The 26,237-nt window shown below is 78.0% G+C and carries 20 protein-coding genes and 1 riboswitch; of the genes, 12 read left to right on the top strand and 8 right to left on the bottom strand.

The window, feature by feature from the left end:
• Window positions 1-4 precede the first annotated feature (4 nt).
• The 3 genes from ACI79O_RS00100 to ACI79O_RS00090 form a co-directional block, all read right to left on the bottom strand.
• Window positions 5-1,609 carry an FAD-dependent monooxygenase gene (locus tag ACI79O_RS00100; protein WP_456913053.1) on the bottom strand — a complete coding sequence of 535 codons (1,605 nt, stop codon included), beginning with the start codon at window positions 1,607-1,609 and terminating at the stop codon, window positions 5-7.
• Window positions 1,610-1,614: 5 nt separating this feature from the next.
• Window positions 1,615-2,577, bottom strand: coding sequence for an MBL fold metallo-hydrolase (locus ACI79O_RS00095; protein ID WP_456913052.1), 963 nt, complete (start codon window positions 2,575-2,577; stop codon window positions 1,615-1,617).
• A gap of 112 nt (window positions 2,578-2,689) precedes the next feature.
• A complete protein-coding gene (locus ACI79O_RS00090) occupies window positions 2,690-3,382 on the bottom strand; it encodes an IclR family transcriptional regulator (protein WP_456885698.1) in 693 nt (230 codons plus the stop codon).
• 165 nt (window positions 3,383-3,547) lie between these two features.
• Between ACI79O_RS00090 and ACI79O_RS00085 the strand changes: the two genes are divergently transcribed.
• A complete protein-coding gene (locus tag ACI79O_RS00085) occupies window positions 3,548-4,447 on the top strand; it encodes a hypothetical protein (RefSeq protein WP_456885696.1) in 900 nt (299 codons plus the stop codon).
• A 42-nt stretch (window positions 4,448-4,489) separates the two neighbouring features.
• On the opposite strand, the gene ACI79O_RS00080 is transcribed toward ACI79O_RS00085, so the two are convergent.
• The 3 genes from ACI79O_RS00080 to ACI79O_RS00070 all read right to left on the bottom strand — a co-directional run bounded on the left by ACI79O_RS00080 (window position 4,490) and on the right by ACI79O_RS00070 (window position 6,193).
• Window positions 4,490-4,909, bottom strand: coding sequence for a nuclear transport factor 2 family protein (locus ACI79O_RS00080; protein ID WP_456885695.1), 420 nt, complete (start codon window positions 4,907-4,909; stop codon window positions 4,490-4,492).
• Between the two features lie 98 nt (window positions 4,910-5,007).
• Complete coding sequence (locus tag ACI79O_RS00075; protein WP_456885693.1) at window positions 5,008-5,844, bottom strand: helix-turn-helix domain-containing protein; 837 nt, start codon at window positions 5,842-5,844, stop codon at window positions 5,008-5,010.
• Window positions 5,845-5,911: 67 nt separating this feature from the next.
• Window positions 5,912-6,193, bottom strand: coding sequence for a hypothetical protein (locus ACI79O_RS00070; RefSeq protein WP_456885691.1), 282 nt, complete (start codon window positions 6,191-6,193; stop codon window positions 5,912-5,914).
• Window positions 6,194-6,254: 61 nt separating this feature from the next.
• On the opposite strand from ACI79O_RS00070, the gene ACI79O_RS00065 reads away from it, so the two are divergent.
• The 3 genes from ACI79O_RS00065 (at window position 6,255) to ACI79O_RS00055 (ending at window position 13,781) form a co-directional block, all read left to right on the top strand.
• Complete coding sequence (locus tag ACI79O_RS00065) at window positions 6,255-7,898, top strand: bifunctional 3'-5' exonuclease/DNA polymerase (protein WP_456885689.1); 1,644 nt, start codon at window positions 6,255-6,257, stop codon at window positions 7,896-7,898.
• 133 nt (window positions 7,899-8,031) lie between these two features.
• A complete protein-coding gene (locus ACI79O_RS00060; RefSeq protein ID WP_456913051.1) occupies window positions 8,032-9,048 on the top strand; it encodes a serine hydrolase domain-containing protein in 1,017 nt (338 codons plus the stop codon).
• 113 nt (window positions 9,049-9,161) lie between these two features.
• Complete coding sequence (locus ACI79O_RS00055; RefSeq protein WP_456913050.1) at window positions 9,162-13,781, top strand: HAD-IC family P-type ATPase; 4,620 nt, start codon at window positions 9,162-9,164, stop codon at window positions 13,779-13,781.
• On the opposite strand, the gene ACI79O_RS00050 is transcribed toward ACI79O_RS00055, so the two are convergent.
• Window positions 13,694-14,572, bottom strand: coding sequence for a bile acid:sodium symporter family protein (locus ACI79O_RS00050; protein ID WP_456913049.1), 879 nt, complete (start codon window positions 14,570-14,572; stop codon window positions 13,694-13,696). The genes ACI79O_RS00055 and ACI79O_RS00050 overlap by 88 nt on opposite strands.
• 248 nt (window positions 14,573-14,820) lie before the next feature.
• On the opposite strand from ACI79O_RS00050, the gene ACI79O_RS00045 reads away from it, so the two are divergent.
• The 3 genes from ACI79O_RS00045 (at window position 14,821) to ACI79O_RS00035 (ending at window position 18,865) form a co-directional block, all read left to right on the top strand.
• Window positions 14,821-16,740 carry a protein kinase domain-containing protein gene (locus ACI79O_RS00045; RefSeq protein ID WP_456913048.1) on the top strand — a complete coding sequence of 640 codons (1,920 nt, stop codon included), beginning with the start codon at window positions 14,821-14,823 and terminating at the stop codon, window positions 16,738-16,740.
• 25 nt (window positions 16,741-16,765) lie between these two features.
• Window positions 16,766-17,362: a DNA-directed RNA polymerase subunit alpha C-terminal domain-containing protein gene (locus ACI79O_RS00040; RefSeq protein ID WP_456913047.1), complete on the top strand. Its 597-nt coding sequence runs from the start codon at window positions 16,766-16,768 to the stop codon at window positions 17,360-17,362.
• Window positions 17,363-17,489: 127 nt separating this feature from the next.
• Window positions 17,490-17,643, top strand: a riboswitch (cyclic di-AMP (ydaO/yuaA leader).
• Between the two features lie 253 nt (window positions 17,644-17,896).
• Window positions 17,897-18,865, top strand: coding sequence for a hypothetical protein (locus tag ACI79O_RS00035; RefSeq protein ID WP_456885672.1), 969 nt, complete (start codon window positions 17,897-17,899; stop codon window positions 18,863-18,865).
• Here the strand turns inward: ACI79O_RS00035 and ACI79O_RS00030 are convergent.
• A complete protein-coding gene (locus ACI79O_RS00030; RefSeq protein WP_456885669.1) occupies window positions 18,853-20,085 on the bottom strand; it encodes an ROK family transcriptional regulator in 1,233 nt (410 codons plus the stop codon). The genes ACI79O_RS00035 and ACI79O_RS00030 overlap by 13 nt on opposite strands.
• 103 nt (window positions 20,086-20,188) lie before the next feature.
• Between ACI79O_RS00030 and xylA the strand changes: the two genes are divergently transcribed.
• The 5 genes from xylA to ACI79O_RS00005 all read left to right on the top strand — a co-directional run bounded on the left by xylA (window position 20,189) and on the right by ACI79O_RS00005 (window position 26,060).
• On the top strand, window positions 20,189-21,376 hold the full coding sequence (gene xylA, locus ACI79O_RS00025; protein WP_456885666.1) for a xylose isomerase: 1,188 nt from the start codon (window positions 20,189-20,191) through the stop codon (window positions 21,374-21,376).
• A complete protein-coding gene (gene xylB / locus ACI79O_RS00020) occupies window positions 21,376-22,773 on the top strand; it encodes a xylulokinase (RefSeq protein ID WP_456885661.1) in 1,398 nt (465 codons plus the stop codon). The genes xylA and xylB overlap by 1 nt, the downstream gene beginning before the upstream one ends.
• Before the next feature lie 105 nt (window positions 22,774-22,878).
• On the top strand, window positions 22,879-23,682 hold the full coding sequence (locus ACI79O_RS00015) for a sulfite exporter TauE/SafE family protein (protein WP_456885659.1): 804 nt from the start codon (window positions 22,879-22,881) through the stop codon (window positions 23,680-23,682).
• Between the two features lie 105 nt (window positions 23,683-23,787).
• A complete protein-coding gene (locus ACI79O_RS00010) occupies window positions 23,788-24,684 on the top strand; it encodes a hypothetical protein (RefSeq protein ID WP_456913046.1) in 897 nt (298 codons plus the stop codon).
• Window positions 24,685-24,779: 95 nt separating this feature from the next.
• Window positions 24,780-26,060, top strand: a complete 1,281-nt coding sequence (locus ACI79O_RS00005; protein WP_456885654.1) for a hydroxyacid-oxoacid transhydrogenase — start codon at window positions 24,780-24,782, stop codon at window positions 26,058-26,060.
• Window positions 26,061-26,237 lie beyond the last annotated feature (177 nt).

The raw sequence follows: 26,237 nt of genomic DNA, 5'->3' as shown, positions 1-26,237 counted from the left end.
CTGTTCAGGCCGGGACGGTAGCGGGGAGCGGACGGGCGAGCGCGCGGGCCACCGCGGGGGCGACGTCGGCGGCGCGGGTCAGCACGGCGGCGACGTGCGCGTCCGGGCGCAGCACCCAGGCCTCCCCGGGCCGGGCGCCCAGAGCCTCGCCGAGCAGACCGGCGGTGTCCAGGTCGCCCATCCGGTGGACGGCCACCGGCAGGCCGCCGAGGTCGGGCAGCTCGGGGGCCGGCGCGTCGTCGCCGAGCAGGACGGTGACGCCCTCGCGGGCCAGCTGCCGCAACCGGACGACGTCGGGCCGGCCGGGCACGGTCACCGGCCAGTCGGGGACGAGGACGCCGGGGGCCGGCACCGGGACGTCGCCGCGGGCCGGCCGGCCGGGGAACGGCCGCGCCGGGTCGGGGGTGGTGAGCGGGGAGTCGACGTACCAGAACGGTTCGGCGAGCCGGCCGGAGTCGACCTGGGCGCGGGCCGCGGGGTCACCGGCGGCCCGCTCGAGGACGTCGAGCCGGTGGCGGGCCTCCTCGGCGGTGCGTGGGACGAGGAAGCGCATGGTCGCGGTGGTGACGTCGATGTTCTCCTGCGCCGCCGCGTGCCGTTCGGCGTGGTAGCTCTCCAGCAGCTCCTCGGGCGCCCAGCCGCGGCGGACGAAGGCGACCTTCCAGGCGGCGTTCTCGGCGTCGAGGACGCCGGAGTTCAGCCCGCGGGCGCCGAACGGGCTGACCAGGTGCGCGGCGTCGCCGGCGACCAGCACCCGGCCGACCCGCATCCGGTCGACCAGCCGCGAGTGGAAGCGGTAGACCGACTTCCACACGACCTCGTAGGGCCGGTCGCCGACGACCTGGCGGATGCGCCGGTCCAGCCCGCCGGAGGTCTCCTCGGCGGCCAGGTCGAAGTCCGGCGGCACCTGCCAGTCGATGCGGAAGGTGGAGTCCGGGCACGGGTGGATCAGCACCTGCCGGCCGGGGTTCCACGCCGGGTCGAAGTAGAACCGGCGCTCGGTCTGCCACCCGGGCAGGTCGGTGCGGATGTCGCAGATGAGGAAGGAGTCGTCGAAGGACTCGCCGGGGAAGGTCAGCCCGAGCATCGAGCGGATCGCGTCGCTGCGCGGGCCGGGGCAGGCGACGGCGTGCGAGCCGGCCAGCCGCACCTCGCCGCCGGGGGTCTCACAGGTGACGGTGACGCCGGCGTCGTCCTGCTCGATGCCGGTGACCCGGTGCCCCCAGCGGACGTCGACCAGCGGCGAGGCGGCGATCCGCTCGTCGAGCAGCGCCTCGGTCTCGCACTGGGAGACGTTGACGAACGGCGGGAACGGCGAGCGGCCGCGGTCGGCGAAGGTGAAGCCGAACAGCTCGGCGTCGCGGTGGAAGGTCCGCGCGGTGGTCCAGGTGACCCCGCGGCGGGCGACCGCGGCGCCGACGCCGACGGAGTCCCACACGTCGAGGACGTCGCGCTGCTGGCAGATCGCCTTGGAGCCGACCGGGTCGCGTTCGGCGCGGGCGTCGAGGACGACGACCGGCAGGCCCCACCGGGCCAGCAGCAGGGCGGCGGTCTGCCCGACCGGGCCCGCACCCAGGACCAGCACCGGCACGTCCGGCGGGGTGGTCATCGCCGTCAGCCCTGCAGCTGGTCCCAGACGGCGCGGTCGCGCTCGGCGGTCCAGATGACGGGGCGCTCGATGCCCGAGAACTCGTCCCACAGCCGGGAGACGTCGAAGGGCAGGCAGTGCTCGAAGATCGGCCACCGCCCGTACGCCGGGGCCAACGCGGCGTGGGTGGCCTCGAAGGCCTGCTGGAGGGTGCCGCCGGCGCGGTGCACGTCGCCGACGGTGTGCTGCATGGTGAGCAGGAAGTCGCGGGTCTGCTCGATCGCGGCGCCGACCTCCTCACGGCCCCGGGCGATCCGCCCGCGCCCGCCGACCAGCTGCTGCGCCCCGAGGGCCGCGACCCGGTCGAGGGTGCCGGCGGCCCAGTCGAAGTGGAACGCGTCGCCGGTGTAGAGCGCGGCCTGGGACTCCACGAGGTCGCCGGCGAAGAGGACCTCCTGCTTCGGCAGCCAGGCCACGATGTCGCCCTCGGTGTGGCCGCGGCCGAGGAACTCGAGCACCAGCTCGCCGCGGTCGCCGCCGAGCTCGATGGTCAGCCGGTCGCGGAAGGTCATCGTGGGCCAGGTCAGGCCGGGGATGGACTCGGGCTCCTCGAACAGCCGCGGCATCCGGCCGTACTCGCTCTCCCAGTCCTGCTGCCCGCGTTCGGCGATCAGGTGCCTGGTCTGCTCGGAGCTGACGACCACCTGCGCGTCGAACGCGCTGGCGCCCAGCACCCGGACGGCGTGGTAGTGGCTGAGCACCAGGTAGCGGACCGGCTTGTCGGTGTGCTCGCGGAGCCTGGCCAGCCAGCGGCGGGCGGCGACCGGGGTGGCCAGGGCCTCGAAGCAGACGAGGAAGTCCTCGCCCTCGATCGCCCCGACGTTCGGGTCGCCCTCGGCGGTGAGCGCGTAGACGCCGTCGGCGAGCACCTCGAGGGTCTGCTCCTTGACGCCGAGGTCCGCGGAGGAGGCGAAGGGCTTGGCGGCCATGGGATCTCCCGGCTGTTCGATAAACGGACGAACCGTTCACGTTGTGGTCCGACCGTAGATCGCCGCGGTCGCCGGCACAAGGACGGGCGGCGGCTCGGCACAGGGCAGAGGCTCAGCGCAGCGCGGCAGCGACCTCGGCGGCGGCGGCGGCCACGCGGCGGCCCACCCGGTCGACGTCGGCGCCGTCGTCGACGTAGACGACGGCGATCGCGGCGCGCGCCCCGCCGTCGGGGCCGAGGACCGGTGCCGCGACCGACCGGAGGCCCGGGACGACCTCGCCGTGCGAGGCGGCCCAGCCCACGCGCCGCGCCTCGACGAGCGCGGCGCGGTCGTCCGGCGCGGGCGGCTGCGGCACGAGCAGCGCCAGCCCGGGGGCGCCGCGGCCGACGGGGTGCCGGGTGCCGGGCCGGTAGGCCACGTGGGCGGCGGTGTCGTGCGGCTCCACGCTGACCACGGTCACCGCCTCGTCGCCGGCGCGGACGACGAGGAACGCCGTCATGCCCAGTTCGGCGGCCAGCGCGTCGAGCCGGGGGAGCGCCGCGGTCTGCAGGTCGGCGCGCACCCCGCGGGCGAGTGCGGCCATGCCGAGGCCGAGGCGGTAGTGGCCCGCGGCGTCGCGCTCGACGAGCTGGTGGTCCTCCAGCGTGCGCAGCAGGCGGTAGGCGATGGAACGGTGCAGCCCGACGGCCGCGGCGACCTCGGCGACCGGCCGGGGCGAGCCCGCGGTCGCCAGGTGCTCGAGGATGCGCAGCCCGCGGTCGAGCGTCTGGGACTGGGGCGCGCTCGCGCCGTCGTCGGCCGCCATCCCCGGGTGCCTCCTCGGTCGGGTCCGGTCCAGCCTACGGTCGCCGCCCCGGCCGGCCGTGTCGTCGGCCACGTCCGCGAGGCGGGCGCAACTCCGGTGACAGGGCCCCGCCGCGGTGCTGCAATGGGCCGCGCACGGGGAGGCAACCGAGTACGGAGGTCCCCGGTGGACCCTGCCACCACGGCCGTGCGCCCCGCGGCCGACCGTCGTCGCGAGCTCCTGCCGGCCATGCGCGGGTTGCTGCTCGTCTTCAGCGTGCTCACCGCGCTCGGCTTCGGCGCGCTGTTCGTCCTGTCGAGCCGCACCGCCGAGAGCTTCGCGTGGACCATCCAGCCGCCGGCGACCGCCGCCTTCCTCGGCGCGGGCTACGCCGCCGGCTTCACCCTCGTCGTCCTGTCGCTGCGCGACCCGGTCTGGGCGCACACGCGGGTGCCGGTGCTCACCGTGCTGGTGTTCACCCTGCTCACGCTGGTCGCCACGCTGGTGCACGCCGACCGCATGCACTTCGCGGCCGAGTTCGCCGACGCCCCGGCCCTGGCGCGCGGCGCGGCCTGGTTCTGGACCGCCGTCTACGTGCTCATCCCGGTGGGCATCCTCGTCGTCCTGGCCTTCCAGGAGCGGGCGCCGGGCACCGACCCGCCCCGGCGGTTCCCGGTCCCGGTGGTGCTGCGGGCGGCGCTGGCCGTCGAGTCGGTGGTGCTCCTGGCCGTCGGCGCCGCGATCTCGGTGTCGCCGACGACCTCGGAGACGCTGTGGCCCTGGACGCTGACCCCGCTCACCGCGCGGGTGGTGGGTGCCTGGCTGATCGCGTTCGGCATCGCCACGGCGCTGGCCGCGCTGGCCGGCGACCTGGAGCGGCTGCGCACCGCGACGATCGCCTACACCCTCTTCGGCGCCCTCGAGCTGCTCGTGGTGCTGCTGCACCGGGAGCACGTGGCCTGGGACCGCCCGGCCGCCTGGCTCTACGTCGCCTTCGCCGTCGCGATCGTGCTCACCGGGGCGGCCGGCTGGCGCCTGGCCCCGGTACCGGAGCGCGCGGCGCACGCCGCCCGCCACCGGTCCTGAGCCGGGCACGTCCCCGCGGGGGACGTGCCCGGCACCCGCCGGTCAGGACGCCGGCCGCTCGAGCGCCGCGAGCATGGCCGGGGTGTCGACGTAGGCCTCGAACCGCCGCACCCGCCCGTCGGCGACGGTCCACAGGTGCACCTCGGGGACGTCGAAGGCGGCGCCGGTCGCCCGCACCGTGCCGCGGGTGCGGCCGACCTGCACCACCCGGCCCGCGCCGTCGGCGAACAGCCGCTCGGTCACCGGGGTGGAGTCCAGGTGCGCGGTGAGCGTGCCGAGGAAGGTCGCCAGTCCCTCGGGACCGGTGTGCGTGCCGCCCCAGGGCAGCGCGGGTGACTGGGTGATGACGCCGTCGGCGGCGAACAGCGCGGCGATGCGGGCGAGGTCGCGGCGCGCGAACGCGGCGTACACCTCCGCCACGACGTCGGTGTCGGCCTGCGGGTCGGTGGTCGTGGTCTGCACGGCGGGTCTCCGTCCTCTCGGGTGTCGGTGCAGCGAGCCTGGCCGGGCGCGCCGGCCGTGCGCGTGGACGTCCCTGCCGTCCGGTCGTCGGTTCCTGCTCAGCGGCCGCGGGCCGCGGCCCGCAGCGCACCGGGGGCGGCGCCGAGCTCCCGGCGGGTGTGCCGGGTGAGGTGGCTCTGGTCGGCGAACCCGCAGCGGACGGCGACCTGGGCGAGCGGGAGGTCGGAGCGGGTGAGCAGCTCGCGGGCGCGCTCGACGCGGCGCCGCACCACGTACCGGTGCGGGCTGGTGCCGGTGGCCGCGCGGAACTGCCGGCTGAAGTGGAACTCGCTCACCTGCGCGCGGGCGGCGAGGTCGGCGACGCCGATCGGCCCGGCCAGGTGCTCCTCGACGTGCCGCAGCACGCGGTCGAGCTGGGCCGGCGACAGCCCGCCGGGGCGCGGGGCGGCCGGGGGCGCGGTGGTGTGGTCGCGGGCCAGCGCCGCGACCAGCGCCTGCGCCAACGTCCCCAGGGCCAGCCGGCCGACGTCGGTGCGGTCGTCGAGGCCGGCCGACAGCAGTCCCGCGAGGGCGGCGACGGCCGGCGACCGGGCGCCGACCACCGGCAGCAGCTCGGCGGCCCGCCGCACCCCGCCCTCGGCGAGCACCTCGCCCAGCAGCTCCGGCGTCACCGCGACGACGAGCGCGGCGACCTGCTGCGGCGTCCCGTCCCGGCTGCGGACGGCGAACGGCGCGCCCGCGGGGACCACCGCGACGTCGCCGGGCAGGCCGGGCGTGCGGTGCTCGGTCCCGGCGAGGGTCTCCAGCAGCCGGTAGGGGCGGCCGACGTTGACCAGCACCCGGTGCTCGGGAGCCGGCGGGCGGGCGCGCTCGCCGACCGGCCCGCGCACCGACGACACGGTCAGGCCGGGGCGCAGCTGCAGCGGTGCGGTCACCGGGACCTCCTCGCGGCGGGGGTGCCGCCGATCGTGGCCGCTCCGGTCCGCGACGTCGACGGGTCCGTCAGCGGGGTCCCGGCACGGCGGGGGAGGAGCGCAGCGCCACGGGCCGGCCGGACCGCTCGGCACACTCGAGCGTGCCGGCCAGCAGCTCCCGGCCCGAGGGCGACAGCGCGGTGACCGAGCGGGCGTCGACGACGTCGACCCGCACCGGCTCGCGGCCATAGCAGCGCCAGAACGCCTCCACCGCCGCCGCGTCGACCTCCCCGGCCAGGACCAGCACCCGCCCGCCGGAGGTGTTCAGCAGGCGCACCACGCCCCGGCGGGTGACGGCGGAGACGGGCACGCCGCCAGTCTGCGCGCCCGGTGTCCCGGGCGCTGTCGCACCGGTCGGCGAGACTGCGCGGGTGGACCGGGTGCTGCTGCGCCGCGACGGCGCGGCGGTGACGGCCACCGCGTGCGCCGAGGACGGCACGCCCGGCGCGGTCACCGTCCTGTCCGCCGGCGAGCTGCCGGGCTGGGTCGCCGCGCGGGAGCGGGCGGCCCCGGTGCGCTGGGTGTGGGACGACACCACCCGCTGGTACCCGGCGCTGCTCGACGCCGGCGTGCGGGTGGAGCGGTGCACCGACCTGCGGCTGTGTGCCGCCGTCCTGCGCGGGTCGCCCTTCGCCGCTCCCGGCCCGGCGGAGGACCCGGGCTGGGCGGCGCTGGAACCGGTGACCGCGGACGACCCGGCGCTGTTCTGCCTCGCCGACCCCGCCGACCGGCTCGACCCGGTCGCCGAGCACCGGCGCCAGCAGGCCGCCGTCGCCGCGTCGGCGCACCGGGGCCGGCTCGGGCTGCTGCTGGCCGCGGAGTCCTCCGGGGCGCTGGCGGCCGCGGAGATGACCTGGGCCGGGCTGCCCTGGCGCGCCGACGAACACGGCCGGCTGCTCACCGCGCTGCTCGGCGACCGGCCACCGCCCGGGATGCGCCCGCCGGTGCTGGAGCGGCTGGCCGGCGAGGTGCGCGCGGTCCTGCGCGCGCCCGACCTCAACCCCGACTCGCCCGCCGCGCTGCTGCGCGCGCTGCAGACCGCCGGGCTGCCGGTCGAGGACACCCGGTCGTGGACGCTGGAGCGGTTCGAGCACCCGGTGGTGCCGCCGCTGCTGGAGTACAGGCGGCTGGCCCGGCTGCTGGCGGCCAACGGCTGGAGCTGGCTGGACGCCTGGGTGCGCGAGGGCCGGTTCCGCCCGGTGTTCCTCCCCGGCGGCGTGGTCACCGGGCGCTGGGCCTCCTCCGGCGGCGGCGCGCTGTCGGTGCCCGTGCAGGTGCGGCCGGCGGCGGTCGCCGACGAGGGGTGGCGGCTGGTCGTCGCCGACGTCGCCCAGCTCGAGCCGCGGGTGCTCGCCGGCATGAGCCGCGACGGCGCGCTGGCCGAGGCGGCGCGGGCGGCCGACCTCTACGCCGGGATGGTCGCCGCCGGGGTGGTGGGCACGCGGGCGGAGGCGAAGGTCGGCGTGCTGGGCGCGCTCTACGGCGGCACCCGAGGCGAGAGCGGGCGGGTGATGCCGCGCCTGGCCCGCCGCTACCCGCGGGCCATCGGCCTGGTCGAGGACGCCGCGCGGGCCGGCGAGCGGGGCGCGGTGGTGCACACCCTGCTCGGCCGCGGCTCCCCGGCCCCCGGCGGCGCGTGGGCGCAGCGGGACGCCGACCTCGGCGAGGCACCCGAGCCCGGCGGCCGCGACACCGACCGCGCCCGCCGCTCGTGGGGCCGGTTCACCCGCAACTTCGTCGTCCAGGGCACCGGCGCGGAGTGGGCGCTGTGCTGGCTCGCCGACCTGCGCAACCGGCTGTGGTCGCTGGGCGAGGGCCGGCTCGACCGGCGCCCGCACCTGGTGTTCTTCCTCCACGACGAGGTCGTCGTCCACACCCCGGCGCACCTGGCCGACGCGGTCACCGAGCAGGTGCGGGCGGCGGCGGGCACGGCCGGGCGGCTGCTGTTCGGCGACTTCCCGGTCGACTTCCCCCTCGACGTCGCCGTCGTCCGGTCCTGGGCCGACGCCGGATGACCTCCCCGCGGCCGGTGCGGGGGCCCACCGTCGTCCCGCGCTCCGCCGAGCCGCCGCCCTGGCGGCCGCGGTCGCGGTCCTCGGGGCGTGCACCTCGTCCACCGGGACCTCCGGGGAGGAGGCCGCGGCGACGGTGGCGTCCGGCCTGGAGCAGCGGATCGCCCGCAGCGAGGCGCTCGTCGACGAGGTGCTGGCCGACGACGAGCCCGGGTGCTCCCTGGCGGTCGGCGTCGACGGAGAGGTGGTGTGGGCGGCCGCCCGGGGCGTCGCCGACGTGCGCACGGGGCGCCCGCTCACCCCCGAGACCAGGTTCGACGTCGCGTCGGTGAGCAAGCAGTTCACCGCCACGGCCGTGCTCCTGCTCGCGCAGGACGGCGTCCTGACCCTCGGCGACCCGGTGTCCCGGTGGCTGCCGGGCCTGCCCGCCTGGGCGCAGGAGGTGACGCTCGACCAGCTCGTGCACCACACCAGCGGCATCCCCGACCACGTCGCCGACCTCGAGGCCGCCGGGTCCGCGGCCACCGACGTGACCACGCAGGAGCAGGCGGTGCAGGCGATCGCCGCTCATCCGGAGCTGCCGGAGGCGGAGGGCTTCGCCTACTCGAACTCGAACTACGTGCTGCTGGCCGAGGTCGTGCGGGCGGCGACCGGGCAGCCGCTCGGGGACTTCCTCCGCATCCGGGTCTTCGAGCCCCTCGGCCTCGCCATGGAGCTCGATCCCACGGTCGCCGATCCCGACTCGCCCGACGACTCCTCCGCGCGCGGCCACCTCAGGGACTCGGCCACGGCACCGTGGCGGGTCGCCGGCTCGCGGTTCGAGGCCCTCGGCCCCGGGTCGGTCGTGACGACGCCGTCAGAGCTGGTGCGCTGGGCCGACGAGTACCGCGCGCCCCGGCTCGGGGGCGAGGCGCTGCTCGCCGCCCGGCTGGCCGACCCGGCGCCGGTCAACGGCACCGTCGACTACGGCGCGGGCATCGGGCTCGCCCGGGGCGGCGCGCTCGAGCACGCTGGCGACTGGGCCGGCTCCCTCAGCATCATGCGGGTCTCGGCCGACCGGCACACGGCGGTGGCGGCCAGTTGCAACGGCGACGAGCCGGGCGTGGCCGACATCGAGCGCATCTGGCGGGTCCTGCCCGGCGTGTGGTCCTGAACCCGATCCGTCGAGGGGGATGCGGACGGACCCGGTCCGGTGGATGCTGTGACCTGGGGCACGGGGAGGCGAACAGTGGCCGGACGGCGGGGAACCCGGACGGGGACGGCGGGGTGAGCGTCCTCCGCCGGGCCGCCACGGCCCGGCGCGCCCTGCGCGCGACGGCCCGCCTCGCGGTCGCCGGCGCGCAGGTGGCCGCCGCCCCGGCCCTGCTCACCACCGGGCTGCTCGTCGGCTCGTCGCGGGCCGCGGTCAAGACCGCCGCCGGGCTGACCTCCCGGGTGGCCGGCCGGCCGGTCGACCTCGCCTCGGCGGCCGCCTCCGGCGTGCGGGCGGTCGGCACGCTGGTGACCGGTGCCGACCCGCTGCCCACCGGCCGGCTGCGCGAACTGGCCGAGGTCGCCTCGGGCATGTTCGAGCCGGTGGGCGGGCGGCACACGCCGCGCGTCTGGGCCGACCGGGGGCTGGTGCAGGTCGAGGTCCCCGCCCCGCCCCCGGACGCCCCGCCCGACGCCCGCCGCGCGATGCGCCGGCAGCTCGAGCGCCTCGAGGGCGTGCAGTGGGCGACGGTCAACGACGTCCTGGGCCGGGTGCTGGTCGCCGTCGACGAGCGGCGGGTCGACGTGGAGGACGTCGTCGAGAGCGTCCGGGCGGTGCAGACCGCCGGGCGCCGGAGCGGGGTCCTCCACGAGCCGGCCGACCACCCCGCCGACCTCGAGCCGCTGCTGGCCGCGGCGGCCGCGGCGGCGGTGGACGCGCTGGGCGTCGCCGCCGCGCTCACGGGCCGGGTGCTGCCCGTCCCCGCCCTCAGCCGGCACGCCACGCTGGCGGTCACGCTGCTCGACTCGCAGGACTGGTTCACCGACCTCCTCGTCCGGCGGGTCGGCCGGTTCGGCGCCCGGCTGGTCCTCGAGGGGCTCTCGGCGGTGCTGCACTCGGCCACCCAGAGCCCCACGGTGCCCGCGATCAACGCCGTCGCCTCCGCCCAGCAGGTGCTGGAGGTGCGCGCCCGGCGCCAGGTGTGGCAACGGCGCGAGGACGAGCTGTGCCGCCCCGAGCCGGACGCGGCCGACCCCGACCCCGGCCCCGCCGACGCCGGGAAGCGGCCGGTGCCGCTGGCCCCGGGCCTCGTGGGCCGCTACCAGTCCCGGCTCGGGCCGACGACGACCGCCGCCGTGCTCACCGTGCTGGCCCTCACCGGCCGGCCGGGCCGGTCGGCCGACCTGGTCAAGGCGCTCTCGCCGAAGGCCGCGCTGCAGGGCCGGGAGTGCTTCGCCGCCACGCTGGACCTGCTGATGTGCCGCGCCGGCGTCCTGCCGCTGGACGGCATGGCCTACCGCCGCCTCGACCGCGTCGGCGTCGTGGTCGTCGACGGCGGCACGCTGTGCACCGGCCCGCCGGTCGTCCTCGAGGCGACCGCCGAGGCGGAGGGGTGGGACGACGCCGCCGTCTGGACCGCCGCCGCCCGGCTGCTCGCCACCGGCGGGGACGGGGCGGGCCGGCGCGGGACCCGGCTCGGTGACCCGCGGGAGGCCCCGGACGCCCCCGGCGCGTCGCTGCGGACCCTCTACGACGGGCGCCGCCGGGTCGGCTCCGTGCTGGTCGCCCCCGAGCTCGACCCGCACGCCGAGGCGCTGCTGACCACCGCGGCCGCGACCGGGTGCCGCCTGGTGCTCACGCCCCACGCTGGTGCGCGCGAGGTCGCCGGGCTCGCCGACGAGGTGGCCCCGGCGGACGAGTCGCTGCTGCACGTGGTCCGCCGCCTGCAGGCCGACGGGCCCGGCGTGCTGCTCGTCGCCGCGGCCGACACCGCCGCCCTGCTCGCCGCCGACGTCGCCGTGGCCCCCGTCCGGCCGGGCCGGTCGCCCGCCTGGGGCGCGGACCTGGTCACCGGGTCCGGCCTGGCCGACGCCTGCCGGGTGGTGCGGGCGGTGACCGACGCGCGGGCGGTGGCCCGGCGAGCGGTGCAGAGCGCGGTGACCGGCAACGTCCTGGGCAGCCTGCTGGCCGCCGTCGGCTCGGCCCGCGGCGGGCAGAAGCGGGCGACGACGCCGGGCAAGACCGCGACCGTCTGGACCATGCTCGACGGCACGGTGACGGGGGTCCGGGCCGCGCGCCGCCCGCCGCCCGCGCCGTCGGTGCACACGCCGTGGCACGCCCTCGACCCCGACGACGTCCTGCGCCGGCTCGCCGAGCTGCCCCGGGCCGACGACGCGCCACCCGGGCCGCTGGCGCGGGCGTGGCGGCGGGGGACCGGCGTGGCGGTGGTCCGGGTGCCGGTCCGGTTCGGGCGCACGGTCGCCGCCGAGCTCGCCGACCCGCTCACCCCCGTCCTCGGCGCCGGCGCCGGGGCCACGGCCGTGCTCGGCGAGACCGCGGACGCGTTCCTGGTCGGCGGGGTCACCGTCGGCAACGCCCTGCTCGGGGCCGCCCAGCGGATGCGCGCGGAGACGGCCCTGGAGTCGCTGCTGCTGGAGCAGGACGCCTGCGTGCGGCGGGAGACCGACGGCGGGTCCGAGGAGGTGCCCGCGGGCGCGCTGCGGGTCGGGGACGTGCTCCTCGTGGGCTCCGGCGACGTCGTCACCGCCGACGCGCGGCTGCTCGCCGCCGAGGACCTCGAGGTCGACGAGTCCAGCCTGACCGGGGAGTCGCTGGCGGTGGCCAAGGCCGTGGCCGCGACGCCGGGCGCCGAGGTGGCCGACCGGCGCTGCATGCTCTTCGACGGGACGACCGTGGTCGCCGGCAGCGGCCGCGCCGTCGTCGTCGCCGTCGGGCCGGCCACCCAGGCCGGGCGGGCCGCGCGGGCGGCCGGGGGGACGGCGCCGCCGGCGGGCGTGCAGGCCCGCCTGGCCGAGCTCACCCGGTCGGTGCTCCCGCTGACCCTGGCCGGGGGCGGCGCGGTGACCGCGCTCGGCGTGCTGTGGCGGCGGCCGCTGCGCGAGGCGGTCAGCGCGGGGGTCGCCGTCGCGGTCGCCGCGGTCCCGGAGGGCCTCCCGCTGGTCGCCACGGTGGCGCAGCAGGCCGCGGCCCGGCGGCTGTCCCGGCGCGGCGCCGTGGTCCGCAGCGCCCGCGTCCTCGAGGCGCTCGGGCGGGTGGACACCGTCTGCTTCGACAAGACCGGCACCCTCACCGAGAACCGGCTGCAGGTGGTGCGGCTGCTGCCGCTGGCCGACGGCGGGGACGGCGAGGACGGCGAGGACGGCCTGCTCCGCCTCGCCGCGGCCGGGGTGGGCACCGGCGACACCGACGCGCACGAGACCGACCGCGCCGTCGTGGCCGCCGCCGACGACCGCGGCGTGGCGTGCGACGGGGAGCCGGAGGCCTCGGTGCCCTTCGCCACCGGGCGCGGCTTCTCCGCGGCGCTGCGCTCGGGCCGGCTGGTGGTCAAGGGTGCGCCCGAGGTCGTGCTCCGGCTGTGCACCGACGCCGGGGACGCCGCCGACCGGGTGCAGGAGCTGGCCTGCGACGGGCTGCGGGTGCTCGCCGTCGCCGACCGGGCGGTCGAGGGGCAGCCGGAGGACCTCGAGGCGGCGGCGGCCGGGCTCACCCTGCGCGGCCTGGTGGGGCTGGCCGACACGGTGCGCGACTCGTCGGCGGCGGCGGTCGAGCAGCTGGGCGCGGCGGGCATCCGGGTGCTGGTGGCCACCGGCGACCACCCCGAGACCGCGGCCGCGATCGCGGCGCAGGCGGGCGTGCCCGACGCCGACCGGGTGGTCACCGGCGCGCAGCTGGCCCGGGCCTCGGAGGGGGAGCGGGCCCGCCTGGTGCGGGAGTCGGCGGTGTTCGCCCGGCTCACCCCCGAGCACAAGGTGACGCTGGTGGCCGCGCTGCGCCGCGCCGGGGCCACGCTGGCGATGACCGGCGACGGGGTCAACGACGCCGCCGCGATCCGCCTGGCCGACGTCGGGGTCGGCGTGGCCGGCGCCGAGTCGCCCGCCGCGCGCAGCGCCGCCGACCTGGTGATCACCGACCTGGACCTGACCCGGCTGGTCGACGCGGTCGCCGAGGGGCGGGCGCTGTGGTCCCGCGTCCGCGACGCCGTCGCCATCCTCGTCGGGGGCAACGCCGGCGAGGTCACCTTCACCGTGCTCGGCACCGCGCTGGGCGGGCGCGCGCCGATCGGCACCCGCCAGCTGCTGCTGGTCAACCTGCTCACCGACATGTTCCCGGCACTGGCCGTCGCGGTCGCCCAGCCGCGGGCGGCCGCCCCGGACGCGGACGACGGGCCGCTGGCCGGCCACCCGCTGGCGCCGGTGCTGCTCGCCGGGCCCTACCGCGGCTTCACCGAGGCGGTGCGGCACCAGGTCGCCGTCCGCGGCGCGGCCACCGCGGCGGGCGCGGTGGGTGCGTGGGCCACCGGCTGGCCGCCGCTGCTGCGCCGGCGCGCGAGCACCATGGGCCTCGCCGCGCTGATCGCCACCCAGCTGGGCCAGACCGCCTGGGCCGGCCGCCGCAGCCCGCTGGTGCTGGCCACCGCGGCCGGGTCGCTGGCGGTGCTGGCCCTGGTCGTGCAGACCCCGGGGGTCAGCCGGTTCTTCGGCTGCACGCCGCTGGACCCGCTGGCCTGGCTGGTCGTCCTCGGGTGGGCCGCTGCCGGCACCGCCGGCGCGGAGGTCGTCCCGGCGCTGGCGCGCCGGTGGTCCGGTCAGGCGGGGACGCGCTCCGACGAGCGGGCCGAGCGGGTGATGGCCCACCCGACGAGGGCCGCCACCGGGAACATCAGCACGCCGTAGACGGCGGCCGGGACCGCGAGCTCCACGCTGCCGAGCACGCTGATCGCGACGGCGATGGCCAGCGTGCTGTTGTGCACCCCGATCTCGAACGCGCACGCCACCGCCTGCCGGTGCCCGACGCCGACCGCCCGGGGGACGGCGAACCCGATCAGCAGGCTCAGCAGGCAGAAGGCCAGCGCGACCAGCCCGACCTCGCGCAGGTAGCCGGCCACGTTCTCCCGCTCGGCGACGACGGTGCCGACGATGACCAGGGCGAGCACGACCGCCGAGAGGACGCGCACCGGCTTGTCCATCCGGTCGGCGAAGGCCGGCGACCAGCGCCGCACCAGCATGCCGAGCGCCACCGGCACCAGCACGATCGCGAAGACCTGCACCGTCTTGCCGAACTGCAGGCCGATCTCCCCGGCGCCGGGCGGGTCGAACACCGCGACCGCCAGGTTGGTGACCAGGGGCAGGGTGACCACCGCGAGGAGCGAGTTCACCGCGGTCAGCGACACGTTGAGGGCGACGTCGCCGCGGAACAGGTGGCTGAACAGGTTCGCCGTCGTCCCGCCGGGGGAGGCGGCCAGCAGCACCATGCCCACCGCCAGCACCGGCTCGAGCCCCGCGAGCACCACCAGGCCGAAGCACAGGGCCGGGAGCACGAGCAGCTGCAGCGCCAGCGCGACCACCGCGGCCCGCGGCCGGCGGGTGACGCGGACGAAGTCGTCGACGGTCAGCGACAGGCCCAGGCCGAGCATGACCACGGCCAGGGCCGCGGGCAGGGCGACGGTGGCGAGAGCCGAGTCCACGGGCGACCTCCGGGTGCCTCCGCGGCGCCGGTGCCGCGGCTTCCCGGGGATCCTCGCCGACCGGCTGCCGGACGGCGAGGGCTGTCCCACCTGGGGGTTGAGGACGGTGCCCGGTGGGAACCACAGGGGAGCGGCGCGTCAGACCACCGGCACGCCGCACGAGCCCCCGGACGGGGGCCGCGTGGATCGGGGGACGGAGCCCTGGGGGACACAGCCCCTCGGGGGCAGTACGGGACGGAGCCAGGGACGTGACCTCGCTGGAGACGGGCCGGCAGACGCTGGGGGACCGCTACGAGCTCCAGGAGCTGATCGCCCGCGGCGGCATGGGCCAGGTGTGGCGGGGGCGCGACCGGCTGCTCCTCCGGCCGGTCGCGGTCAAGGTCCTGCGCAGCGAGTACGCCGACGACCCGGTGTTCCTCGAGCGGTTCCGCTGCGAGGCCCGGCACGCCGCGGCGCTGAGCCACCCGAACATCGCCGCCGTCCTCGACTACGGCGAGTCCGACGACGAGGCGACCGGCGAGCACCTGGCCTACCTGGTCATGGAGCTCGTCGACGGCGCGCCGCTGTCGGACCGGCTCTCGACCGACGGGCCGCTGGAACCCGAGGCCGCGCTCTCGGTGCTGCAGCAGACGGCGGCGGGTCTGGCCGAGGCCCACCGCGCGGGCCTGGTGCACCGCGACGTCAAGCCGGCCAACATCCTGGTCCGGCCCGACGGCCGGGTGAAGCTCACCGACTTCGGCATCGCGTGGTCGGCGGAGAGCGTGCCGCTGACCGGCACCGGGCAGGTGATCGGCACCGCCCGCTACATGTCGCCGGAGCAGGCCGCCGGCGACCGGGTCAGCCCGGCCAGCGACGTCTACGCCCTCGGCCTGGTCGGCTACGAGTCGCTCACCGGGCACGCGCCGTTCGACGGCACCAACCCGGTCACCGTGGCGCTCAAGCAGGTGCGCGAGGCTCCCGAGCCACTGCCCGAGGACGTCCCGCCCGGCGTCCGCTCCCTCATCGACGCCGCCCTGGTCAAGGACCCCGGTGAGCGGTTGCCCGACGCGGACGCGTTCCTGACCGCCGTCGAGGAGACGATCGAGCAGACCGCCCGGCCGCGCCCCGGGGCGCCGTCGCCCTCCCGGGCGGTCGCCGCGGCCCCGTCGGCCGCGCTGGTCGAGACGGCCGCGGTCACGGTGCCCTCCCCGGAGCCGGTGTCCCCGGACGACCTGCCACCCGGGGAGACCGCGGAGGTGTCCGGTGCCTCGCGGTCGCCGCGCCGGCGCCCGGCGGTGCTGGTGCCGGTGCTGGCGGTGCTGCTCGCGGGCCTGCTCGCGGTCCTCCTCTGGCCGGGTGGCTCCGGCGGCGGGCAGCCTCCCGCGCAGGCCGCGGAGACCGGCGCCGGCACCGGCGAGGGCGCCGCGGCGGCCGGCTCGGTGGTCCTCGCCGCCAACGACCACGTCGGGCGCCCTGCTGACGACGTCGCCGCGGACCTCACCGCGCTGGGTCTCACCGTGCAGCGGCAGGACGAGGTGACGACCGCCGTCGAGCCGGGCACGGTCTCGGGCCTCGACCCGGTCGGTGTCCCGCTGCAGCCCGGCGCCCCCGTGACGCTGCGCGTCGCGGTCACCCCGGCAGCACCGGCACCGGCGCCCGAGGGCGGTGCGCCCGCGGGAGGTGAGGGTCCCGAGGCGGCGCTGTCGGTGCCGTCCGGGTCCGGCCCGGCCGCGCCCGCGCCGGCCGAGCCCGCGCCCGCGGAACCGGGACCGTCGGACGCCGCCGTGTCCCCGGACGCAGCGTCCCCCGAGCCCGCGCCGGCCGAGCCCGCGCCGGCCGAGCCCGCGCCCTCCGACGCGGCCCCCTCCGACGCGGCCCCCTCGGACGCGGTGTCCTCGGAGCCCGCCCCGTCCGAGCCCGCGCCCTCGGACAGCGTCCCGACCGAGCCGGCCCCGACCGACCCCACCGGGCCCGCGCCGACCGAGCCGGCGCCCTCGGACAGCGCCCCGACCGAGCCGGCCCCGACCGACCCGACCGGGGCGGCCCCGAGCGAGCCGTCGGAGCCCGCCCCGAGCGAGCCCTCGGAGCCCGCGCCGTCGGGGTCGTCGGGCGCGACGTCCCCGGGGTCGGCGACGTCGTCGGCACCCGACGGGGGCAGCGCGGCTCCCGACACGGGTGCGGCCGGCTGACCGCGGGCGGTTAGGGTCCTCCGCCATGCCGACCAGGTCACCGGGGGACGCTCCGGCGGGGACGATCGAGACGCTGGGCCTGCCCACCCGGGCAGTCACCGCGCTGACCCGCGCCGGCATCACCGACGTCGCCGCGCTCGCCGCCCTCAGCCGCCGTGAGCTCGCCGCCGTGCCCGGGCTGGGCGCGGGCCTGGTGACGGCGATCCGCCGCGTCGTGCCGGAGCCGCCCACGCCGCTGCCCCGATCGGGGACGGCGGCGCGCGACGGGCAGCTGTCGCTGCCGGCCGAGGACGACGGGGCGCCCGACGCGCCGGAGATCCCCTCCTTCGCCTCGCTGCGGGACCCCCGCCGGCGCAGCGGCCTCGACCTGCTGGTGCCCGGGGCCCCCGCGCCGGAGCAGGGGACGGCGCCCGGTCCGCAGCCCGAGGCGGAGGCGGCCCCGCCCGCGTCCGCCCCGCGCCGCGCCGCCCGCCCGGCGCCTGCACCCCGGCCGGCCGAGTACGCCGACCTGGTGCGGCTCGGGGTGCGGGTGGCCCGCGCCGCGGTGACCGTGCCCGGCCGCCTCGCGCTGTGGTCGGTGCGCACCCAGGTCGACTGGCTGCGGCGGCTGCTCGGCGCCTGACGGCCCGACACGCCGCCGCGACACGCGATGCTCGTCACGCTCCGCCGCCGCGGGATTGTCACGGTGCGGTAACGACGGTTACCGTGGCCGCCGTCCGACCGGCCGTCAGTCCCCGTCCGGGGAGTCCGGACGGATGCCGCCGAGTCGCCCTCCCGGGCGAGCCGGGGACCCACCGCACCACTGGGGTGAATCCCGCCCGCCGGACACCGTCCGGCCGCGGGTAGGGCTGCTTCCCGCCCGAACCCGTCAGCTGACCCGGTAGGCGGCCCACGGGAGAAACGGAGAGCCCGCCGGATGGCGCGCTTCTGCAGCACGACCGCACCACCCCGCCGGCTCCGCCGCACCCGGGTGCGCTCCCGCATCTGACCGCGCCCGGCCGTCCCGACGCCGCACCGCGCCCACCCGAGCTCCTCGGGTGGTGCCCGCCGGTGCGCCCGCGTCGCCCCGACGGCCGGTGCCGCCCACTGCCCCGCACCCCTCCACGGCGCCGCCGCCGGCCGCGCCGTGCCCGTACCCCTGGAGCACCTCCCCCCGATGGACGCCCCCACCGCCGAGATCCCGCGGCCCGCCGCCGGCGCCGCCCGCCGGTCCCGCCGCGCCCCCGTCCGCCGCCCCGCGCTGCTGCTCGGCGTCGCCGCCGCCGGCGCGCTGGTGGCCAACGTGCTGGTCGGCCCCGACCCGGCCGCCGAGGCGCAGGCGGGGACGTCGGAGACCGTGACCGTCGCCCAGGCGCTGGGCCTGCCCGCGCAGACCGGCACCGCGACCGAGGTCCCGCAGGTGCAGCCGCAGGACCTGCAGGTGCTCGAGGAGCTGGCGGCCAGCCGCGGCAGCCGCGAGGCCGCCGAGACCGCCGCCGCACAGGCGCAGGCCGGTGCCGACCAGGCCGTGCGCGACGCGCAGGCGGCCGAGGCCGCGCGGCTCGCCGCCGAGGCGCAGGCCGCCGCGGAGGCGCAGGCCGCCGCCGAGCGGGCCGCCGCCGAGGCGGCCGCGGCCGCGGAGGCCCAGACCGCCGCGGAGGCCGCGGAGGCGCAGGCGGCGGCGGAGGAGGCCGAGGGGGAGTCCGGCGGGTCGGAGGCGGCGTCCTCCCCGGCCGCCTCGTCGTCGGCCTCGTCCTCGTCGTCGGGGACCACGGCCTCCCGCGTCGCCCGGATCACCAACACCTCGGGCCCGGTGCGCTCGGTGGTGCAGGCCGCCGCCGACGCCGTGGTCAGCAACGTCCCCGGCGCCGCGTCGATCACCCTCGGCGGCACCCGCGCGAGCGCGGCCGACCCGGGCGGGCACCCCTCCGGCCTGGCGCTGGACTACATGGTGCTGACCGACGCCGCCCTCGGCGACGCGATCGTGCAGTACCACGTCGAGCACTGGGACGAGCTCGGCGTCGACTACCTCATCTGGGAGCAGCGGATGCTCTCCTCGCCGGGTGGCTCGTGGTCGACCATGGCCGACCGGGGCGGCGTCACGGCCAACCACTACGACCACGTGCACGTCAACTACGTGGGCTGAGCCGCGACCTCCCGCGCCGCGGGCGCCAGCCAGCGCACCGGGTCCTCGAGCACCGCGTCGAGCGCGCGCAGCGCCGCGCCGGTCGCCCCCGCGGCCGGCACGGCGCCGCCCGCCGCCACGAACGGCCGGCGCCACCGGGCCGAGAGCACCCGCCGGGCCAGGTGCTCCTCCAGCCCCGGGCGCAGCAGGTCGGTCAGCTCGGCGAGGTGACCGCCGAGCACCACCGTGGGGATGTCGAGCACGTTGACCACCCCGGCCAGCGCGACGCCCAGCGCCCACGCCGCGCGGTCGAGCGCGCGGCGGGCGCCGGGGTCGCCGGCCTCGGCGCGGGCCCGCAGCTCCGCGGGGCCGGCGTCGGCGGGCACCCCGGCGGCGGCCAGCAGCGCCAGCCGGCCGGCGTAGCGCTCCAGGCACCCGGTCGACCCGCACGGGCAGTCCGGCCCGGCCGGGTCGACGCAGACGTGGCCGATCTCGCCGGCCCAGCCCGAGCTGCCGGTCATCACCCGGCCGCCGAGCACCGCGGCCCCGCCGATGCCGATCTGCCCCGACAGGTAGACGAAGTCCCGGTGCGGCCCCGGCCGGCCCGGGGCGCTCTGCGCGACGCAGCGCGCGGCGAGGTCGGCCTCGTTGCCGAGCACCGGGACCAGCCCGTCGGGGAGCAGGTCGGCCAGCACGTCGGCGGGGCGCACCCGCGACCAGCCGAGGTTGGGCGCCCGCAGCAGCAGGCCCCGCCCGGCGTCGACCAGGCCGGGCAGCGCGAGCCCGGCGCCCACCACCCGCACACCGGCGGGCAGCGACCCGAGCACCTCGGCGCCCAGCCGGCCGAGCCGGTCCAGCGTGGCGACCGGGTCGCTGCCGCGCAGGTCCTCCTCGTGCAGCCGCTCGGCGACCGTCCGCCCGCGCAGGTCGACCACCCGGACCGCGACCAGCCCGGCGTCGACCTGCATGCCCAGCCCCGCCGGCCCCGACCCCGGTGCCAGCGGGGTGGCCGGCCGGCCCCGGCGCGACGCCGGCCCGCGCTCGACCTCGTCGAGCAGGCCGCCGGCGACCAGGTCGTCGACCAGCCGGGACGCCGTGCCGCGCGTGGTGCCCAGCGCCGCCGCGACGCCGGCCCGCGACAGCTCGCCGGGGTCGGCGCACACCGCGCGCAGGACCAGCGCCAGGTTGGTCGCCCGCAGCGTCGACTGCCGGGCACCGGTGAGGACGCGGCCGTCGGACACGGGTTGAGGTTAGCCGGGTGGATCGTTTATGTTCTACCGCAGCACAAAAGCGGTGGCCCGCGTCACCCGGACGAGCGCCCCGGTGCCCGGCGGAAGGATCCCCATGCCCCTGCAGCCCACCCGTGAGGACAGGTTCACCTTCGGTCTGTGGACGGTCGGCTGGCCGGCCCGCGACCCCTTCGGTGACGCGACCCGTCCGGCGATCGACCCGGTCGAGTCCGTCGAGAAGCTCGCCGAGCTGGGCGCCTACGGCGTCACCTTCCACGACGACGACGTGATCCCGTTCGGCAGCGACGACGACCAGCGCGCCAAGACCATCGAGCGCTTCAAGCAGGCGCTGGCCGACACCGGCCTGGTCGTGCCGATGGTGACCACCAACCTGTTCACCCACCCGGTGTTCAAGGAGGGTGCGCTCACCGCCAACGACCGCGGCGTCCGCCGGTACGCGCTGCGCAAGGTCATGCGCAACATGGACCTCGCCGCCGAGCTCGGCGCCTCCACCTACGTGCTGTGGGGCGGCCGCGAGGGCACCGAGGTCGACAGTGCCAAGGACCTCAAGGCCGCGCTGGACCGCTACCGCGAGGGCATCGACACCCTGGCCCAGTACTCCGAGGACCGCGGCTACGGCCTGCGCTTCGCCCTGGAGCCCAAGCCCAACGAGCCGCGCGGCGACATCTTCCTGCCGACCATCGGCCACGCCATCGCCTTCATCCACGGCCTCGAGCACGCCGACCTGGTGGGTGTGAACCCCGAGGTCGGCCACGAGCAGATGGCCGGCCTCAACTACACCCACGGCATCGCCCAGGCGCTGTGGCAGGACAAGCTCTTCCACATCGACCTCAACGGCCAGAAGGGCCCGCGCTACGACCAGGACTTCGTGTTCGGCCACGGCGACCTGCTCTCCGCCTTCGCCACCGTCGACCTGCTGGAGAACGGCTTCCCCTCCGGGGGTCCCCGTTACGAGGGCCCGCGCCACTTCGACTACAAGCCGCTGCGCACCGAGGACCTGAAGGGCGTCTGGGAGTCGGCCGAGGCCAACATGCGCACCTACCTGCTGCTCAAGGAGCGGGCCGCCGCGTTCCGCGCCGACCCGGAGGTCCAGGAGGCCCTCGCCGACGCCGCCGTCCCGGAGCTCGCCCAGCCGACCCTCGGCGACGGCGAGTCCCACGAGCAGCTGCTGGCCGACCGCTCGGCGTTCGAGGACTTCGACGCCGAGTCCGCCGGCGCCCGCCGGGGCGGCCAGGTGCGGCTGTCCCAGCTCGCCCTCGAGCACCTGCTCGGCGCCCGCTGATGCCTCTGGTCGCGGGGGTCGACACCTCGACCCAGGCCTGCAAGGTCGTCGTCCGGGACGCGGCGTCCGGTGCCCTCGTGCGCGAGGGCCGGGCGCCGCACCCGGAGGGCACCGAGGTGGCCCCCGCGGCCTGGGCGGCCGCCCTGGATCAGGCGGTGGCGCAGGCCGGCGGGCTCGACGACGTCGCCGCCGTGGCCGTCGGCGGGCAGCAGCACGGCATGGTCTGCCTCGACGAGGACGGCCGGGTCGTGCGCGACGCCCTGCTCTGGAACGACACCCGCTCCGCCGGCGCGGCCGCCGACCTCACCCGTGAGCTCGGCGGCCCGCGGGCGTGGGCCGACGCCGTCGGCCTGGTGCCGGTGGCGTCGTTCACCGTCACCAAGCTGCGCTGGCTGGCCGAGCACGAGCCGGAGAACGCACAGCGCACCGCCGCGGTGTGCCTGCCGCACGACTGGCTGACCTGGGTGCTGGCCGGGACGCCCGGCCTCGGCGCCCTGGTCACCGACCGCGGCGACGCCAGCGGCACCGGCTACTGGTCGGCGGCCACCGGCGAGTACCGCCCCGACCTGCTCGAGCGGGCCCTCGGCCGCACGCCGGCCGTCCCGCGGGTGCTCGGCCCGGCCGAGGCCGCGGGCACCTCGGCCACCGGCGCGGTGCTCGGGCCGGGCACGGGGGACAACGCCGCGGCGGCGCTCGGGCTGGCCGCCGAGCCCGGCGACGTCGTCTGCTCGGTCGGCACCTCCGGGGTGGTGTCGATCGTGTCCGACACCCCGGCCGCCGACGCCACCGGTGCGGTCGCCGGGTTCGCCGACGCCACCGGCCGGTACCTGCCGCTGGTGGCCACGCTCAACGCCGCCCGCGTCCTCGACGCCACGGCCCGGCTGCTGGGCGTCGACCACGACGAGCTGTCCCGGCTGGCGCTGTCGGCACCCGCGGGGGCCGGCGGGCTGGCGCTGGTCCCGTACCTGGAGGGCGAGCGGACGCCGGACCGGCCGGACTCCACCGGCGCGCTGCACGGGCTCACCCTCGCGACGTCGACCCCGGCGCACCTCGCGCGCGCCGCGGTCGAGGGGCTGCTGTGCGGGCTGGCCGACGGCCTGGACGCCGTCCGCGCGACCGGCGCGCAGGTGCGGCGGGTGCTGCTGGTCGGCGGCGGCGCCCGGTCGGCCGCGGTGCGGGCGATCGCCCCGGCCGTGCTCGGCGTGCCGGTGCTGGTGCCGCCGCCGGGGGAGTACGTCGCCGACGGCGCCGCCCGGCAGGCCGCCTGGGTGCTGTCCGGGGACGCTGAGCCGCCGGCGTGGGAGCGGCCGGGCACCGAGCTGCACGAGGCCGACCCGACCCCGGCGGTGCGCGAGCGCTACGCCGAGGTCCGCGACCTGACCGCCGGCCGCGTCTGACCGCGGCCGGCGGCCCGGCCGGACCCGCCCGTTCCGCAGCCGCGCGCCTGGGGGAGACTGGGTCCCCGTGACGACGGGGACGCCGGCAGTGCGGGCGGGCTGCCGGTGACCGACGCGTTCCTCCCGGAGGGCCTCACCGGGCCGCTGCTCGCCCTCGTCCTGCTCGCCGCGCTGACGGCCGGCTGGGTGGACGCCGTCGTCGGGGGCGGCGGGCTGATCCAGCTGCCGGCGCTGCTGCTCGTCCCGGGCCTGTCCCCGGTGCAGGCGCTGGCCACCAACAAGCTGGGGTCGGTGTTCGGCACCACCACCAGCGCGGTCACCTACCAGCGGCGGGTGCACCCCGACCTGCGCACGGCGCTGCCGATGGCCGCGGTCGCCCTGGTGGGCTCGTTCTGCGGGGCGTCGGTGGCGGCGCTGCTGCCGGCGGAGGTGTTCAAGCCGGTCATCGTGGTCGCGCTGGTGGGCATCGCGCTGTTCACCGCGCTCCGCCCGTCGCTGGGCGAGGTGACGGCGCTGCGGCACACCGGCCGCCGGCACCACGGCACGGCGCTGGCGGTCGGGGCGGTCATCGGCTTCTACGACGGCGTCCTGGGGCCGGGCACGGGCTCGTTCCTCGTCTTCGCGCTGGTGTCGCTGCTCGGCTACGACTTCCTCAACGCCAGCGCCAAGGCCAAGATCGTCAACGTCGCCACCAACCTCGGGGCGCTGGCGTTCTTCGTGCCGCACGGGTCGGTGGTCTGGGGCCTGGGCCTCGCGCTCGGTGCGGCCAACACGCTGGGCGGCTACGTCGGCTCCCGGACGGCGACCAGCCGGGGCACCGGGTTCATCCGGGTCGTCTTCCTCGTGGTGGTGAGCGCGCTCATCGTGCGGCTGGGCTGGGACGTCTGGACGGAGAACGTGCGCGGCTGAGGCCGATGGGCCCTGGCGCAGGTGAGGCGGGCGCGCGAGCCTGGGGCGCCGGTCGCGGTGTCCGGCGCAGGAGGGGGACCCGGGCCGAGGGGCTGGCGGCAGCCGATGGGGCAGGTCGAGGAGCGGGCGCGGGAGACGGGCGAGGAGGTCCGCCCCGGCACCCGGCGCCTGCTGGTCGCCTTCCTGGTGCTCACCCTGCTCGCCGTCAACCAGCTGTTCGTCCTCGCCGACGTGGCCGACCGCTACTGGGCCTGGACGATCCGCACCGAGCCGACCGCCGCGTTCCTCGGCGCGGCCTACGGCGCCGGCGCGGTGCTGTCGGCGCTGTCGCTGCGGGAGGACCGCTGGAGCCGGATCCGGATCCCGGTGCTCACGGTCACCGTCGTCACGTGCGTCGCGACGCTGGTCCACACCCACCGCCTGCACCTGCTCAGCGGCGGGCCGGTGGCCCGGGTGACGGCCTGGACCTGGCTGGCCGTCTACCTGATCGTCCCGGCGCTGTGCCTGGCGGTGGTGCTCGCCCAGGAGGTCCGCCGCACCGGGCGGCCGGCGGTGCTGCGGCCGGTGCCGGGCTGGCTGGCCGGGCTGCTGGCCGTCGAGGGGGTGCTGCTGCTCGCGGCCGGCGGGGTCCTCTTCGCCGGCGGGCTGTTCGTGCACCACCACGTCGAGACCGTCACGTCGTTCTGGCCGTGGGAGATCACCCCGCTCAGCTCCCAGGTGATCGGTGCCTGGCTGCTCGCCCTCGGCGTCGCCGCGGCGCTGGTCCTCCGTGACCGGGACCTCGGCCGGCTGTTCGTCGCGGGCGTCACCTACACCGTCTTCGGGTCGCTCGAGCTCGTGGCGCTGGTCTGGTACCTGCCCGAGATGGACACCGGCGACGGGTGGGTGTGGGCCTACGGCCTGTTCCTGGTCGCGGTCGTCGTCACCGGCGCCGTCGGCGCCCGCGCCGCCCGGGCCGCCCGGCGCGGCGGTACGAGTTCGGCGCCGGAGACGGCCGGCTGACCGGGGCGTCGCCGCGCTGTGGTGCCGGGCACGACCAGCGGGCACCATCGACGCACCGACGACCGTCCCCGATCCAGGCCGTCCCGGAGGTCCCCGTGAGCGCCCCCGTTCCCGAGTCCGTCTTCACCTACGGAGCGCCGCAGCTCAAGTTCGGCAGCGGCGCGTCGGAGGAGATCGGCTTCGACCTCAGCCGGCTCGGCGTGCGCCGCGTGCTGGTGGTGACCGACCCCGGGGTGGCGGCCACCGGGCTGCCGCAGCGGGTGGCCGACCAGATGGGCCGCTTCGGCATCGAGGCGCGGGTGTACGACGGCGTGCACGTCGAGCCCACCGACGTCAGCCTCACCGCGGCGGCGGAGGAGGCGCGCGCGTCGGGGCCGTGGGACGCGTTCGTGGCCGTGGGCGGCGGGTCGGCCATCGACACCGCCAAGGCCGTCGACCTGCTCACCACCAACCCCGGCGAGCTCCTGGACTACGTCAACGTGCCGGTGGGGAGGGGCAAGGCGCCGACCGAGCCGCTCAAGCCGCTGGTCGCCGTCCCGACCACGACCGGCACCGGGTCGGAGAGCACCACCATCTGCGTGATGGACGTGCTCGCGCAGCGGGTGAAGACCGGCATCAGCCACGCCCGGCTGCGCCCGACCCTCGCCGTCGTCGACCCGGACCTGACCCTCACCCAGCCGCCGGGGGTGACCGCGGCGTCGGGCATGGACATCCTCTGCCACGCGCTGGAGAGCTACACGGCGCGCTGGTACACCACCTACGACCGCAAGACCGCCGAGCAACGGGTGCCCTACTGCGGCTCCAACCCGATCTCGGACATGTGGTCGGAGAAGGCGCTGTCGCTGCTGGCCGGGTCCTTCCGCCGGGCGGTCCGCCACGGCGACGACCGGCAGGCGCGGGGGGACATGGCGATGGCCGCGACCTTCGCCGGGATGGGGTTCGGCAACGCCGGGGTGCACGTCCCGCACGCCAACGCCTACCCGATCGCCGGGCAGGTGAAGGACTTCCACCCGAAGGACTACCCGGCCGGCGAGCCGATGGTGCCGCACGGGATGTCGGTGGCCCTGACCGCGCCGGAGGCCTTCCGGTTCACCTTCGCGGCCGCGCCGGAGCGGCACGTGCGCGCCGCGCAGCTGCTCGCGCCCAACGCCGGCGAGCCCGACGACCCCGCCGAGTTCCTGCCGACCGTGCTCACCGACCTGATGCGCGACATCGACATGCCCAACGGCATCGCCGCGGTCGGCTTCGACGACGGCGACGTACCCGACCTGGTCGCGGGGACGATGAAGCAGCAGCGGCTGCTCGCCACCTGTCCCCGGGAGGTGACCGAGGACGACGTCGCGGGCATCTTCCGCCGCTCGATGACGCTGTGGTGACGACGCCGCCCGGCTGAGCGCGGCCGACCCCGACCCCGCGCCCCGACCCCGCGCCGGGGGGGGGGGGGGGGGGGGGGGGGGGGGGGGGGGGGGGGGGGGGGGGGGGGGGGGGGGGGGGGGGGGGGGGGGGGGGGGGGGGGGGGGGGGGGGGGGGGGGGGGGGGGGGGGGGGCGGCGC

Source organism: Geodermatophilus sp. SYSU D00696 (assembly GCF_054050235.1).
The sequence above is the reverse complement of the archived record's forward strand: the minus strand, read 5'-3'. Positions and strand labels throughout refer to the sequence as shown.